The sequence below is a fragment of the Wolbachia endosymbiont (group B) of Ischnura elegans genome (assembly GCF_947251585.1).
Lineage (GTDB): Bacteria > Pseudomonadota > Alphaproteobacteria > Rickettsiales > Anaplasmataceae > Wolbachia.
Window position 1 is genome coordinate 1,792,867 of record NZ_OX366371.1, and the last position, 14,670, is coordinate 1,807,536.

The 14,670-nt window shown below is 35.7% G+C and carries 14 protein-coding genes and 1 pseudogene; 10 read left to right on the forward strand and 5 right to left on the reverse strand.

The genetic code is table 11. The features are described from left to right. The first annotated feature begins 16 nt into the window (after nucleotides 1-16). The 4 genes from rpsP to trpS all read left to right on the forward strand — a co-directional run bounded on the left by rpsP (nucleotide 17) and on the right by trpS (nucleotide 2,965). Entirely contained in the window at nucleotides 17-331 is a 315-nt protein-coding gene (gene rpsP, locus OPR58_RS09300) for a 30S ribosomal protein S16 (RefSeq protein ID WP_006015540.1), read from the forward strand. 10 nt (nucleotides 332-341) lie between these two features. Then, a complete protein-coding gene (locus OPR58_RS09305) occupies nucleotides 342-1,328 on the forward strand; it encodes a polyprenyl synthetase family protein (protein ID WP_010402250.1) in 987 nt (328 codons plus the stop codon). Between the two features lie 62 nt (nucleotides 1,329-1,390). After that, a complete protein-coding gene (locus tag OPR58_RS09310) occupies nucleotides 1,391-1,951 on the forward strand; it encodes a nucleotide exchange factor GrpE (protein ID WP_017531799.1) in 561 nt (186 codons plus the stop codon). A 15-nt stretch (nucleotides 1,952-1,966) separates the two neighbouring features. Then, nucleotides 1,967-2,965, forward strand: coding sequence for a tryptophan--tRNA ligase (trpS, locus tag OPR58_RS09315; protein ID WP_265022525.1), 999 nt, complete (start codon nucleotides 1,967-1,969; stop codon nucleotides 2,963-2,965). A 7-nt stretch (nucleotides 2,966-2,972) separates the two neighbouring features. On the opposite strand, the gene OPR58_RS09320 is transcribed toward trpS, so the two are convergent. Together OPR58_RS09320 and OPR58_RS09325 are read right to left on the reverse strand one after the other, a co-directional pair. After that, nucleotides 2,973-3,794, reverse strand: a complete 822-nt coding sequence (locus tag OPR58_RS09320; RefSeq protein WP_265022526.1) for a hypothetical protein — start codon at nucleotides 3,792-3,794, stop codon at nucleotides 2,973-2,975. Nucleotides 3,795-4,000: 206 nt separating this feature from the next. Then, nucleotides 4,001-4,339, reverse strand: coding sequence for a hypothetical protein (locus OPR58_RS09325; RefSeq protein WP_265022527.1), 339 nt, complete (start codon nucleotides 4,337-4,339; stop codon nucleotides 4,001-4,003). Between the two features lie 392 nt (nucleotides 4,340-4,731). Here OPR58_RS09325 and OPR58_RS09330 point away from each other — a divergent pair, with 392 nt between their 5' ends. The 4 genes from OPR58_RS09330 (at nucleotide 4,732) to OPR58_RS09345 (ending at nucleotide 8,415) form a co-directional block, all read left to right on the forward strand. After that, nucleotides 4,732-7,407 (forward strand): 2-oxoglutarate dehydrogenase E1 component, encoded by a 2,676-nt coding sequence (locus OPR58_RS09330; protein ID WP_265022528.1) that lies wholly within the window; start codon nucleotides 4,732-4,734, stop codon nucleotides 7,405-7,407. Nucleotides 7,408-7,559: 152 nt separating this feature from the next. Then, nucleotides 7,560-7,853 (forward strand): hypothetical protein, encoded by a 294-nt coding sequence (locus OPR58_RS09335; protein ID WP_265022529.1) that lies wholly within the window; start codon nucleotides 7,560-7,562, stop codon nucleotides 7,851-7,853. A gap of 137 nt (nucleotides 7,854-7,990) precedes the next feature. Then, complete coding sequence (locus tag OPR58_RS09340) at nucleotides 7,991-8,239, forward strand: DUF6444 domain-containing protein (protein ID WP_265022268.1); 249 nt, start codon at nucleotides 7,991-7,993, stop codon at nucleotides 8,237-8,239. Continuing rightward, nucleotides 8,239-8,415, forward strand: coding sequence for an IS66 family transposase zinc-finger binding domain-containing protein (locus tag OPR58_RS09345; RefSeq protein WP_406846499.1), 177 nt, complete (start codon nucleotides 8,239-8,241; stop codon nucleotides 8,413-8,415). The genes OPR58_RS09340 and OPR58_RS09345 overlap by 1 nt, the downstream gene beginning before the upstream one ends. Nucleotides 8,416-8,485: 70 nt before the next feature. Here the strand turns inward: OPR58_RS09345 and OPR58_RS09350 are convergent, their stop codons facing one another. Further along, nucleotides 8,486-9,451, reverse strand: a complete 966-nt coding sequence (locus OPR58_RS09350; RefSeq protein WP_265022277.1) for an IS110 family RNA-guided transposase — start codon at nucleotides 9,449-9,451, stop codon at nucleotides 8,486-8,488. Nucleotides 9,452-9,685: 234 nt separating this feature from the next. Here OPR58_RS09350 and tnpC (OPR58_RS09355) point away from each other — a divergent pair, with 234 nt between their 5' ends. After that, nucleotides 9,686-10,624, forward strand: coding sequence for an IS66 family transposase (tnpC, locus tag OPR58_RS09355; protein WP_265023147.1), 939 nt, complete (start codon nucleotides 9,686-9,688; stop codon nucleotides 10,622-10,624). Between the two features lie 202 nt (nucleotides 10,625-10,826). Here the strand turns inward: tnpC (OPR58_RS09355) and OPR58_RS09360 are convergent. Both OPR58_RS09360 and OPR58_RS09365 read right to left on the reverse strand, forming a co-directional pair. Beyond that, a pseudogene (locus OPR58_RS09360) lies at nucleotides 10,827-11,419 on the reverse strand (TIGR02217 family protein). Nucleotides 11,420-11,472: 53 nt separating this feature from the next. Next, complete coding sequence (locus tag OPR58_RS09365) at nucleotides 11,473-12,993, reverse strand: OTU family ubiquitin thioesterase (protein ID WP_265022530.1); 1,521 nt, start codon at nucleotides 12,991-12,993, stop codon at nucleotides 11,473-11,475. Between the two features lie 271 nt (nucleotides 12,994-13,264). On the opposite strand from OPR58_RS09365, the gene tnpC (OPR58_RS09370) reads away from it, so the two are divergent. Then, nucleotides 13,265-14,608, forward strand: coding sequence for an IS66 family transposase (tnpC, locus tag OPR58_RS09370; RefSeq protein ID WP_265022247.1), 1,344 nt, complete (start codon nucleotides 13,265-13,267; stop codon nucleotides 14,606-14,608). The last annotated feature ends 62 nt before the right edge of the window (nucleotides 14,609-14,670 follow it).

A 14,670-nucleotide genomic window follows, 5' to 3' on the forward strand; every position in this document is an offset into this window, starting at 1 on the left:
ATGAATAAAGGTTGACATGGCAGTTAAAATAAGGTTAGCAAGGTTTGGGGCAAAGAAACGTCCTTTTTATAGGATAGTTGTAGCCGATTCACGAGCACCAAGAGATGGGCGCTTTATTGAGAGAATAGGACAATATGATCCAATGTTGCCAAAAGACAATAAAAATCGTGTTGTGGTAAAAGCTGATAGATTAAAACATTGGCTAAGTGTAGGAGCGCAAGCAACTGAAAGGGTAATGTGGTTCATTAAAAAAGGCATAGTAGATTTAGAAACAGAATCGAAAAAAATAGAAAAGAAAAAAGTTGAGAAAGTACAAGGGCAAGAAGCATAAGTCCTCTTAAATGCTAAACACTGATTTAACAAAAAGTAGTAAATTAGATGATATTGTATCTTCTGATTTATTGGCTATGAATGACTTTATCTTCAAAAATGTCAATGATGAAGGTACTAAGCTTGCTACCGATATTACATCTCATCTTATTAATTCAGGAGGAAAAAAGATAAGGCCTAAGCTCATTTTTATTATTTGTAAAATGCTGAATTACTCTGGAGAGAGTAGGATCAACATTGCTGCATCGGTAGAATTTATACACAACGCTACTTTACTTCATGATGATGTGCTTGATGAAAGTAAGGCACGCCATGGAGTTGCAACAGCAAATAAAATTTGGGGGAATAAATCAAGCATTTTAGTTGGTGATCTATTATTGACCTTAGCATTTAGATGGCTTATAGACTGTGGGAATTTAAGTGTTCTCTCTATTTTATCTAAGGCATCTAATTTGCTTGTCAAGGGTGAGATAAAGCAGATGACAACGCGTTTTGACCCTAACACAATTAGGAAAAATTATTTTAATATCATTGGAGAAAAGACAGCATCTTTATTTTCTGCATGCTGCGAGGCTGCATCAGTAGTATCTGGAGCCACAAGTGACGAAACAGAGAGGCTAAGGAATTTCGGGTTTAATTTTGGTATGGCATTCCAAATAATTGATGACGTGCTAGATTATACTGCTAATCAAGGCACTTTAGGAAAGCAACTTGGAAAAGATTTCTTTGAAGGTAAAGTTACTTTACCTTCTATTATAGCATATGAAAAAGGCAGCCCATCAGAACAAAAATTCTGGGAGAAATCTTTTTCTTCAGCTAGACACAATTTTGACCAAGCATTACAATATATTAATCATCATAATGCCATTCATGTTTCTATGGAAGAAGCTAAACACTATATTAATATGGCGCAAAGTAATATTGATACTTTTTCTGATTCTCTTTATAAAACTGCTTTGATTGACTTTTTAAATGCAAGCATAGAAAGACAAGGATAGCTAACGCTTGATATTTTTAGATTGATTGTTATATATTTATTAAGTTTGTAAGGGTGAATGATATGTCAGATAGTAATAAAGAGAAAAAAAAGAAATTTGCAGATATGGTCAGTAAACGAAAAGGGGATGATCAAGAAGATCAGCAAATAGGTGATTTAAGTGAAGAGCTTAATATATTAAAAGAACGTGCAGTTCAGCTTGAAGATCATTTACGTCGCGCTGTTGCGGATAATGAAAACGTTAAACGTATAATGCAAAAGCAAATTAGCGATGCAAGTGATTATGCAGTCACAAAATTTGCACGTGATATGATCGACTCTTGTGACAATTTAAAAAAAGCAATGGAAAACTTGAAAGATGATGATCCTATTCATGAAGGAATAAAAGTGGCGCACCAAAAGATTGTGAGTGATCTAAAAAAACATGGAATAGAAGAAATAGATCCAATAGGTAACTCTTTTGACAGCAATTTACATCAAGCTGTTGTGGAAAGAGAAGATAATGAAAAAGAGCCTGGCACTATTGTAGAAGTATTACAAACTGGTTATACAATTAAAAATAGGTTGCTTCGTCCTGCAATGGTTATTCTTTCTAAAAAATCTGCTGATTGCGAAAGTAACTAATAAAACACTCAAGGTATGGAAGAAGTTGTCTTCTCAGGTATTCAGCCAAGTGGAGTATTACACTTGGGCAATTATCTTGGTGCAATTAAGCAGTGGATAGGGTTGCAGGATAAATATAAATCTCTTTTTTGTGTTGTTGATCTTCATGCAATCACAGCAAATAAGCTTCCCGCAAATGAATTAAAAAATAATATTTTTAAAGCAGCAGCAACTTATATTTCATGTGGAATAGATCCGGAAAAGTCGATTATTTTCAATCAATCCGCAGTTAGTGGTCATGCAGAATTGGGCTGGCTGCTAGGGTGCTATACACCAATTGGTTGGCTTAATCGTATGACTCAATTTAAAGATAAGGCTGGAAGCGATAGACAAAAAGCTTCTCTTGGGTTATATAGCTACCCAGTACTTATGGCTGCGGATATATTGCTGTATCAAACTAAATATGTTCCTGTTGGCGATGATCAAAAACAGCATTTAGAACTTGCACGTGATATTGCATCAGCTTTTAACAATCATTATAAATGTAGTCATTTCATCATACCTGAAATCTTAACTTTGGATTGTACATCAAGGATAATGAGCTTAAGAGATGGAGCAAGCAAGATGAGCAAATCTGATTCTTCAGAATACTCATGCATTAACCTTGACGATACAGATGACTTGATTGTCAAGAAAATAGAAAAAGCAAAAACAGATTCAATTCTAGGCTTTGATTTTGCTACTTTAAAGTGCCGTCCAGAAGTAAACAATTTGGTAAACATTTATTCAGTGCTTAGTGATTTAAATGTGGAAAAAGTGTGTGAAGAAGTGAATAAACATGATATGAAACACTTTAAAAAAGAGTTAGCTGGCTTAATCATCAGTGTTATATCACCCATACGTGAGAAGTTGAACGGTCTTTTGAAGGATCAGCTCCATTTACATAAAATATTAAAAGAAGGTACAGAAAAAGCAGCAGAGATTGCAAATAACAATATAAAAAAGATCAAGGATATTATAGGGTTTGTTCAATAGGTTACAACTATTTCTTCCCATGGCTTTCAAATCGTGCAGCTATTTTCTTTACACTAACATGAGTGAGAAGAGGTTTTTTACTAACCGGAAGTTTAGAATCGGACTTTGCTGTTATGGGGTTCATTTTAGATCTTTTATTTCCTACCGGAAATGAGTGAGATTGGGAGGCAGTTTTTTGCGATGGTGCAGGATCTTTCTTCATACCGATATCTGCTTGTGTTGCAGTGGTGGCTTTGCTCTTAGCAACTTGATTTTGCTCAAATTTTCCTACTATTGACTTTACTCTACCGTCCTTCTTGCTATTTACTTTTTCTTTTATAATAACCGCTTTTACTTCTGATGCTGCTTTATCAGCAGATTTTTTCAGGATTGGTTTACTTTCAGCTGATTTTTGCGAAGTCACTTCTACTATTATTGGTTTCGTGCTCACTTGTTGATCAACAATATCTAGCCTTTTAGGATTTGACAGTATTTCAGATTTATCTTCTTTAGTTTCTTGCCTAATTTCTTGATTGGTAGCGTTTAGCGCTGGTGGCTCTGGAGCCTGTCTCTTTTTATATCCTCTTCTTGTTCCTGCATTTTTCTTAGGTTTCGTTTTGTGAGTTGGCTCCTTTTTAGCTAACTTTGAGTCTTCCGAATCTTTTGTTGAAGATTTACTACTTTTCTCTTGATAATTTGATATTTCCTCATGTCCAGACTCTTCACTTAATGAACTTTCATAGCCTGAATCTTCAGGAGATACATTCTCTATTTCTGGTTTAAAGTGTACCTTTTTTGAGGCAGTAGGAGGTGGCGGAGGTGCTGTTGTTGGCCGTTTTATTCTCTTCATAACTAATTTTCCTACCGGCTGTTTTCCTTCTTGCAGCTTAGGAGTATCTTCCTTCTGCTTTGATGTCGTTTTATTTTCCGTGCTTACTTCGTATGATTTATGTTCTTTATTGCCTTTTCCACTCTGTTTCGAATCTAAAATTTCTTTAAGTCCTTTCTTGAATAGATTAATTGTACTTAAAATATTTGTGTATTCGGCTGCTTTTTCTATAGTGAAACCTGATAATTCATCACCAACAAAATTTTTATGTCATTATCATTAGTTGGAATATCTTTTCCCAAGACTCTATCTAATATCCCTTTTAATGTTCCAATAAAACCGAGTGGCTTTGTGCTCAAAGGTTCTACATAATTATTCAAGTCGCTATATATAACAAATTTGGCTACATCTTTTGCGTTGTTTGTAAAATTCTTCAGAGCTTGAGATAAATCTTTCAGTGTTTCATCATATTGTTCATTAATTTTTTTTGTATCCTTCAGCTTTATGACTCTTATCAAAGAATTGAGATTTTTATCATAATTGTCACTTTTAAATAGATCACTCATACCAATTACTGTTTATCGTTTACTTAAATATAAATTCAAAGTATTAAGACCGAGTAAATGTTATATGACTTATCCTCTGACTCATAAACGCTTGCGTTCCTTAATGTGCAAAAAATTTCAATAATCTTCAATCAGCAATAGTATAGAAATCCAAAAAACAAGTAGCTAACACTGGAATCTAGGAATTATGATTGGGCACAAGTTGATGAGTATAGTTGTTTTATGTTGAAATACAGCATTTATGGAAAGATTAGATGTCAGTCTAGAATGACACCCTTTCTGGAAAACTCGGATTACAGTGTTTGTATAACTTAATAATTAGAAACTAAAGGAGTTCTTTTTTAAAAAACTTAAGTTATACTTATAAGTATTTGATATCTTTTGTAGTGATTATGCTAAGTCTAAGCTGCCTTTATGGTGATAATGCAGAATTTGTAGAAGAAATGTATAGCCGTTATCTGCAGGGCGATAAATCAATCGGGGAGGATTGGAATAGGATTTTTTCAAGCAATTTAGAAATGAATAAAACGGAAGCCTGCAATGCACAGCACGCAGTCAAGTCGGATGATTCAATTTCTAGCTTAGCAAATTTCTTCAGATCTTACGGTCATTTTTTTGCGGACTTAAATCCATTATCACCGCATGTAAATAAAGAAATAGATTATCAGAAATATTTGAATATCTCTCCAGCGCATGATGCTAAAATATATAGAGATATTTACTGCAAGAACATCGGGTTTGAATTTATGCATATTTCCTCTTATGAGGAAAGAGTGTGGCTGCAGGAGAAAATTGAAAATCAGGTCTATACGCTAAGCCCTCAGGATAAAAAAGAAATACTAAGGCACTTGATTGAATCTGAGATGTTCGAGCAATTTCTCCATATGAAATTTCCTGGATATAAGCGTTTTTCTATCGAAGGTGGGGAGTCAGCCATTGTTGCAATTGAAAGAGTTATTAGTGATTCTGCAGCTTTTGGTATTGAAGAAATAGTTCTTGGTATGGCCCACCGAGGACGGCTTAATGTTCTAACCAAAGTTATGGGGAAAGAATATGCGGCAATGCTGTCTGAATTTCAAGGCAATCTTGCATACCCAAGTGGTCTTGAGGTATCTGGTGATGTCAAATATCACCTTGGTTACTCTTCTGATCGAGCACTTGCTGGTGGTAAAAAAATACACTTAAGTTTATGTCCTAACCCATCTCACCTTGAGGCGGTAAATCCAGTTCTAGCTGGAAGAGTAAGAGCGAAGCAAAATATAAGATCTGTGCTTGGAGTGTCAATTCATGGTGATGCAGCTTTCATCGGGCAGGGAGTGGTTGCCGAAACCCTTACTTTGAGCAACATTGAAGGTTATACAGTAGGTGGTATCGTCCATATTGTCATTAATAACCAAGTTGGTTTTACTGCAAATCCTAGTTGTGCACGCTCTTCTTTTTATTGTACTGATGTAGCAAAATCAATAGAAGCTCCAATATTTCATGTTAATGGAGATAATCCAGAAGCCGTGAGTTTTGCCGCGAATTTGGGAATGGAGTATGTGCAGAAATTTAAAAAGGATGTGGTGATTGACATAATATGCTACCGCAAATATGGCCATAATGAAGGCGATGAACCAAATTTTACTCAGCCACTTATGTATAAAGCAATATCAAGGCATAAAACTCCAGGCACGCTGTACGAAGAGAAGCTGGCTGCAGAGAAAGTCCTAATTAGTGATGAAGTAAGTAAATTACGCAGCGAATTTAGGGTAAGGTTGGATAAGAGTCTTGCTGAGTCAGTGACTTACACTCCAAAAAAAGCTGATTGGTTTGATGGAGTGTGGTTAAAACTCAGGAGAGCAAAGTTGAACGATTTGAATGAATACTATACGGACTCTGGTGTCTCGCCAGATGAGCTAAAAAAATTAGGTGTACACATAAATAGCAATATTCCAAGCAGTTTTAATATCAATAATAAGGTCAGAAAAATACTTGATGGCAGAATAGAAAGTATAAATTCCGGTAGCAACATAGACTGGGCAACTGCTGAAAGTCTTGCATTCGCGTCATTGCTTAGAGAAGGAATAGGAGTGCGCTTGTCAGGACAAGATTCTGGTCGCGGCACCTTCTCGCACCGTCATTCAAGACTTATCAATCAAGCAACGGAGGAAGAGTTTATTCCACTAAACAACATAAGTGAGAAGCAAGCTCGCTTTGAAGTTATAGATAGCGCACTATCTGAGTATGCTGTGATGGGTTTTGAATATGGATATAGCCTTGACTCTCCATATTCACTTGTGCTCTGGGAAGGGCAGTTCGGTGATTTTGCAAATGGCGCGCAAATTATGATCGACCAATTTATCTCATCTGCAGAAACAAAGTGGTTGCGGTCAAGTGGTCTAGTTCTACTTTTGCCTCATGGTTATGAAGGGCAGGGACCTGAGCATAGTTCTGCTCGTATAGAGAGATTTTTGCAACTCTGCGCAGAGGATAATATGCAAGTAGTTAATTGCTCTACTCCAGCAAATTACTTTCATGTTTTGCGCCGACAAATTAATCGAGATTTTCGTAAGCCTTTAGTGGTGTTTACACCTAAATCACTATTGCGTCATAAAAGCGCAGTTTCTAACCTTTCTGACTTTGAAGGAAAATTTCTTACGGTAATTCCAGAGTGTAGAAAAGGTTTAGTTGCAAGTGATAAAATACGTAAAGTTGTAATATGTAGTGGTAAAGTTTATTACGACATAATTGAAATGCTTGAAGCACAAAAAATAAACGATATAGCAGTAGTGCGTTTAGAACAATTTTATCCATTCCCGGCCGATAAACTAGGCAGTGAACTTGAAAAATATAAGAACGCTGAAATTACATGGTGTCAAGAGGAACCAAAAAATATGGGAGGATGGTTCTTTGTCAACCCATTGATAGAAGAGGTATTGTCTGGCCTCAATGCTCAAGCAAAAATACCTAAGTGCATTGCAAGACCTGCTGCTGCATCTCCTGCATGTGGTTATGCTAATGTCCATGCTCAACAACAAGCAGAAATTTTGAAGCAAGTTGCGCATGTACAATTGTGCAAACACTAAATGGCAATAGGTCAGGCTCATTAATTGTACCTAGATAACTCATAGCAATAAAAAATTTCCCATATTACAAAAAAGATTGTGGCGAGCAAAACTAGTTTACAGATTCTTAAATTTTATATTCTATAACTAGAATAAATTTTAAGGAGTATTTTATGAGTAATAATAACACTTTCCAATTACAATCTTATGCTATTACAAAAAAAGAAGAGAGACCAAATTCTCGAATAGATATTAAGGTTGAAAATGACGAACTTATTGATGTCAAAACAGGTGAATCTACTGGCAAAAACTATGAAGAATGCTTTAAAGTTATGCTAAATAATAAAGATAATATTACACTTAACCAATACGATAGGCTTGAAGGAGAGTGTAATGATAGTGAATGCCAAGCTTGTATGGATGCAATGAATGCTGCTATAATAGGGGTCATCTGGCTTGAATCTTAAGACGTAAAGGTAGAGAGGCACTTTTAAGAATAAAATAAATGGAGTCAGAAAAATCGTAACCGTTCACGGAGATAAGGTGGTTTACAAAGTAAGTATAAAAGTGTAAAGAGATAGGAAGCTAAATATGGAATGGGTAAATGACAACAGTGCTGCAAGAAAAGGTTGTAGCAGAAAACGCTAATCTCAAGGAAGAAATAAAAGCACTGATCAGAGAAAATGATAGCTTGAAAGCAAAAATAGTTGAATTAGAAGACAAATTGGGCTTAAATTCGCAAAATTCTCATCGCTGCCACCATCACGAGATATATATCGTAAGAAAGCAAAAAAGAAAAGTGATAAAAAACCAGGAGGTCAGCCAGGACATAAGGTGCATAAGCGTGAATTAATGGCTGCAGACGAGGTAGTGAGATGCACAATTGATACAATTTGTATGTGTGGAGGTAAGATTACTTTAGAAGATGAAATTATTCATCAGAAGGCAGAGTTGCCAGAAATTAAGCCAATTGTAACTGAGTACAGGTTGCAAAGAGGACATTGTAGCAGTTGTGTTAAAAGTCAATAGAAAAATTGATGTAGCTGTGAATAAGTACTTAAAATTTGTGTGGGCGTACTTATTCACAGCTATGCTATTGCTATATAGAAGCAGTTTTAGGGCTATACTCCTCAGTAAACAGTCTACCGTCTCTTACTAAAGAGTTAGCAAGGATAAGTAATTTTCTCATTGCAGCAGTAGAGGTAACTTTATATGGTTTTTTATATTGATTGTATAGCCTATCAAAGAAGATTTTTATATAAGAATTGTACCTTTGCGCACTAAGAATGCACATATGTAAAACCTTTCTAATTTGTGATCTACCACCCTGAATACACCTTTTTCCCTTACTAAAACCACTATCTCGATTAAAAGGTGCAACTCCGGAAAGGCTGGATATTTCTTTATGTTGGAGAGTTCCAAGCTCGGGTAGATAACAAATAAAAGTAATAGCTGTTATTGCACCTACACCAGGTATACTAGTTATTGACATGTACTTTTTTTTAAGCTCTTGATTTTTATCGACTAATTCCATTACCTCATCTTCTAAGACTTGAATTTGATTTTGTAAAACTGCAAGTAGCTCTTCCATTTGTTTGATTATAGATAAATCGGTTACTTGATGAGCTTGGGTTTTTTGTATTTTTGCTATTTCTACTAGTTGATTCCTGCGAGATAATTTTTGCTTCAAACAGTCAATACTACTAACTTTTAAAGGAGTGACACGCATGTCTGTATTACTAACATAACGTGAGATGATGCTACAGTCTATTTTATCAGTTTTAGTAGCAATACCAAGGCTTTTTGCATAATCTCTCACCCATCTTGGTTGAATGACATATACTTCAAAACCATGGCTTAATAAAGTATAAGCACATAATTTTTCGTACCCACCAGTTGCTTCAAGTCGAACTTTGGTTACGTTATGTAAACGCAAAAAGTCGATTATTTGATCAATAGCTTGAACGTTATTTTCAAATACTTTATGATGTCCAAGTGGATGAATATGGATATCTAGTTTATTTTTGCTAATATCAATGCCAGTAATAATATTTGATAAATTCATAATCCCTCCATAAATAATGTGTATACTGCATTTTCCACCCTTATATACGAGCCTAAAAGCTCAACCAGTTGTTCGGAACTTTCAGTATAATAAACCAGAGAGGAGAACCTTGCTGCAAAACGGTCCTTATGACCAAGAGTATGTACGGTTCCTCCTCTCTGCGTGTCTTTATACCGCCATTTCGTGACATTTATAAAGACTTGTTTTTAACATATAAGAGTATGTAATAAAAGAATTACAGCAAATTTACCCGAAGGTGTTGCAAGAGATTTTCTAGGACCCAATGCTAAAACAGTTATAAGCAGCCTTAGCGGCTTTTTTATTAACTCAAAAAGAGAGGTACAGCAAATTTTGGGCAGTATTTTTAATCTAAATATAAGCCTTGGTTTAGTCTCAAATACTGAACGCAGGGTATCGAAGAAGTGTGCATCTGAATATGAGAAAATGAAGGAAGAGTTGCAAGGAAGCGAGTATTTGCATATAGACGAAACAGGGCACAGAAATCAAGGAAAGAGAGGCTGGAGTTGGGTAATAACAAACAAAGCGTTGACACTTCTGAAGGTAAGCGAGTCTCGTGGTAAGAAGGTGTTGAAGAGTTTACTGCCAGAATATGATGGTATAGTTGTGAGCGATAGATACGCTGTATACAATTACTTCAATCGTGAAAATAGACAGATATGTTGGGCACATCTGGCAAGAGATTTTGAGAGATTTGCCCATAGTAAAAATGTTGAAGTGAGCAAAATTGGCCAAGCACTAAAATCGCTCAGCAATAAGGTGTTTGTAGTAGATAAGGCAAAAAAACAAAATTTGATAGATAATTTGAGATTTTATCGACTGGTGCGAAAAATTCGGAAAAGGGTAAAACATTTTTTACGTAAAATGACGAGGGTTGCAAATAGCACTCAAGCTTCAAGAATGGCCGCTAAGATGTTACGATCTGAGGATATGATGTGGAAGTTTTTAAGAAAACCTGAAGTGATAGAAACAACTAATAACCTTGCAGAACGGCAAATTAGACGGTACGTAATTTATCGTAAAAACAGCTTTTTCACCTGGTCAGAACGTGGAGAAAGATTCGTGGAAAGAATGTTGTCGATATTTTTGACATCACGTCTAAATGGCCAGAACCCCTTTCAAAAGCTACAGAATCTAGTAGCTGTCACTGCTTAGTTCTTTAATTCATTCTCACAATCCGTGAACGGTTACGAAAAATCAGCGTTGAATATTGTGCTTAATCTGAAATCAATAGTGCTCAATAGAATTTAGACATAGGCTCGTTGAGCCTATGTACACCCAGATAACTTACAGCAACCCTCGATAAATATATGGTTGATTACTGAGGCTTAGCATTGCTTATGGTAGCCCACTTAATTTATTTCACTTCCACCAAGGGAATATTGTTCCAGCTATTGCTGCCATAGTTATCAATAGAAGCGTTTAGGTAATCTGTATCAAATCGTACTGGTACATCAAATTCGAAGCTTGCGGTGATTATTGTACCTTTTGCTGGTGGTTTCATAAATGCTATTTCTCCAGTTGAATAATTCACTGAATATTTTTCTGTCTTTTCACCATCTAGGTAAATTTTTATTGTATCATGCACTGGCTTTTTAATAGTTCGTGTATGCTTGTCTTTTCCACTTATGTAAGTTTTCATCAGTTGAAAGATCGTTTTTTATCGTCTCCTATGCCAATTTCTTGATTGATAACTGTAAAGTCTGACCAATCCTTAAAACGAAACCCTATTGCTTTACCTTTTCGTGCCTGAAAAAATGTTATGAGTTCTGTTAGCTGCTCGTTTGACCTAACTCCATAAGCTATGTTATACCTGGCACGTGCACGAGACCAATTAATATTGCGCTGCTCACAACCATTATGAGTTGTTACAACGTCAGTCGAAAATTCCGGTCCTCCAGTAGAGCCATAAGATATATTTTCTGGAAATCTAATTTCTGTAAATGACATATGCCCTCCTGTAAAAATAAAATTGAGTTGATATAGATGAAGTAGGAAAGATCTTAAATTTTTGAAGCTGCTTTATCAATCAGGCTATAAATTTTAAATCCCGTTTCTTCTAAAAAAGTAAAGGTGTTGTTTTCTCCTACCTTACCTTTCAGTTCGTTAATGTCTTGATGACTCTGCGTTAACTGATATACACAAACACATGCAATGGCTAAAGCAACTCCAGCAAGACATGCTAAAGGAATTGGTTGAGTAAAAACAGCAGCTATAGCAGATGCTGTGAATGCTATAGCTGTTATTACAGTAGTTATGCTATAAATAGCTTCACCTCTGTAACTATTGATTAATTTCTTTTGTATTTCCTCTTGTTGTGTTTTTTGCTCGTGTGGATGAGAAATAGTAATTACTGTATCCGTATGAATTGGCTCACTAGCGCTGGTATTAATTCTCTCTTTTTGTGTTTTTTGTTCTTTATGATCTTGCGCAATTGCTGCTTTGCTAGTTCTGATATTATATTGTTCTTCTTGCTCTGATTGATTAGAGGAAGGAACCCTTTTACCTATTTCAAGAATTTCTTCACTGGAATTTTTTTTCATATCCTTAGAAGTTTCACTCAAGATCTTTGCTGTATTTTCACAAGTTTTATTGTGTGTTTTTTCTAACATTGCTTCATGATTTTGTGAATTCCTTTCATCAATACTTCTATCAGCAGCTCTTTCTTTTAGTGGTTTCTGCTCTGATTGATTAGAAATAGGAGTGCTTTTATTCGAAAAAATCGGCTCACTAGTGCTGCTTTTTTGTCGTACTGGTTGCTCAGAAGCAGAAGCTTCTGTAACCTCACCAAAGATTTCTTCATTAGAAACTGATTGATTTTCTGTTATATCAGAAGGGATTTTGCTAAGAAGTGGCACAAAATGCCTCATGTAATTCACTACTCCTACAGTTTTTTTGCTACTATCTATCTCTAGTTGATTGAGATCTATATCTTGTATAAAAACTGCTGGATCATCATCATGTGCTGTAATTTTAGTTACCGTAACTTTTTGACTACCTTCCTCTATTGAATAAATATAAAGTTCCACTTTGTACTTGTCGCATATCATTCTACCTTCAATGTTTGGACGACCCCATATAGGTGCAGAACCAGCTCCTGTGGCCATATTCTTAATATTTTTTAAGTACTCATGAAAAGTCTTTTTCTCATCTATCATATTTATTTTAGTTTTTGGATCTTGTATAGGACCATATGGACCTTCTAGCGCAACAAAGTAGCCACCAATAGCAGCGTCTTTTATTACTGCTTTATAGGCCCAACTATCTTGTTTACCATGTTGCTCAACATAATCTGCGCAGTCTTTTCTTAATGATTTTGCAGTAAAATAATGATCTGGTTTTATATTTAACTCGTTCAATCCTTGAGCCACAGAGTCAAAAAAGCAATCCCCTGTCTTTATAGCAGCTCCTATTTTTAGCTCTCTAGGATAAGTGCTTTTTAAATTATGCAATAATTTATTCGATTTTTTCTTTCCTTTGATTTGCCGAAAAAGAGCAATTGGTTTTCTGTTGAAATTTTTCATGTTATAACTCCAAAATAATGATTGTATTTTAATATATTAATCAGCCTAGGAAGGCTAATTACTTAAGGTCGTGCTGTGTTGCAAGCAAACATCACCTACTTTGTAACCGTTCACGCAATGGCGTCAACTTAAGAGCCTTCATTAGCAGACTCTCCTAAAGACATGATGGCGTTTAGGCTTATCAACTTTGTCCATTCACGGTATAAGAAAGTAGTTTACAAAAATTGCATAATTAGTATAAAAAACAATAAACTAGATAGATGAGGGGTTGATGATAGAGGTGCTACAAGAAAAGATTGTGGTATTGGAGTCAGAAGTTGGTACTCTGAAAGCAGAGAATGATAAGTTAAGGACAAAAATAATTGAGCTAGAGGATAAGCTGGGTTTAAATTCAAAAAATTCATCGCTGCCACCATCGCAAGATGTATATCGCAAAAAGACAAAAAAGAAGAGCGATAAAAAACCAGGCGGGCAGCCAGGACATGAAGCGCACAAGCGGGAATTGATGGTAGCAGATGAGGTGGTAAAATGTTCAATTGATACAATTTGCATGTGTGGAAGCCAAGTTATTTTAGAAGAAGAAACTGTGCATCAAAAGGTTGAATTGCCAAAAATTAAACCGATAGTGACTGAATATAGGCTACAAAAAGGCTACTGTAAGGCGTGTAAGAAAAGGATCTCAGCTAGTCTGCCTGAAGGTGTGACAAGGGATCTTTTAGGAGCTAATGCAAAAGCAGTAATTAGCAGTTTTAGTGGATTTTTTATCAATTCAAAAAGGGAAGTACAGCAAATTTTGAGCAGCATATTTAATCTGAATATAAGCCTAGGTTTGGTATCAAAGACCGAGGGTAGAGTATCAGAAAAATGTATATCTGAATACGAAAAAATAAGAGAAGAGCTACGGAAAAGCAAGTATTTACATATAGATGAAACAAGCCATAGGAACCAGGGAAAGAAAGGTTGGAGTTGGGTAGTAACGAATAAAACAGCAACACTTATGAAGTTAGTTGGATCTCGCGGAAAGAAGATATTAAAAGGGCTATTGCCAGAGTATGATGGAATAGTTATAAGCGATAGGTATGCTGCGTATAATTACTTTAATCGTGAAAACAGACAGATATGCTGGGCCCATTTAGCAAGGGACTTTGAAAGGTTTTTTTACAGTAAAAATGTTGAAGTGAGCAGAATTGGCGCAGCATTAAAATCGCTGAGCAACAGGGTATTTGTGGTAGATAGAGCACGTAAACAAAACCTGATAGACAATTTAAGATTTTTCCGGTTAATGAGGAAGATTCGAAAAAGGGTGAAACATTTTTTGCGAGAGATAACAAGGGTTGCAAAAGGAACTCAGGCCTCGAGAATGGCTGCCAATATACTACGTTCTGAAGATATGATGTGGAGATTCGTGCGCAATCCTGATCTGATCGAGACAACCAATAACCTTGCAGAACGTCAGGCTAGACGGTACGTCATTTATCGTAAAAATAGTTTTTTCACTTGGTCAGAACGTGGAGAAAAGTTCATTGAAAGAATGCTTTCGATATTTTTGACTGCACGTTTGAATGATCAGAATCCTGTCCAGAAACTACAGAATTTAGTCGCTATTCCTGCCTAATTGGGAATATTCCGTGAACGGTTACCCTACTTTTCTTGAACTAATATGTAGCCTATACATAT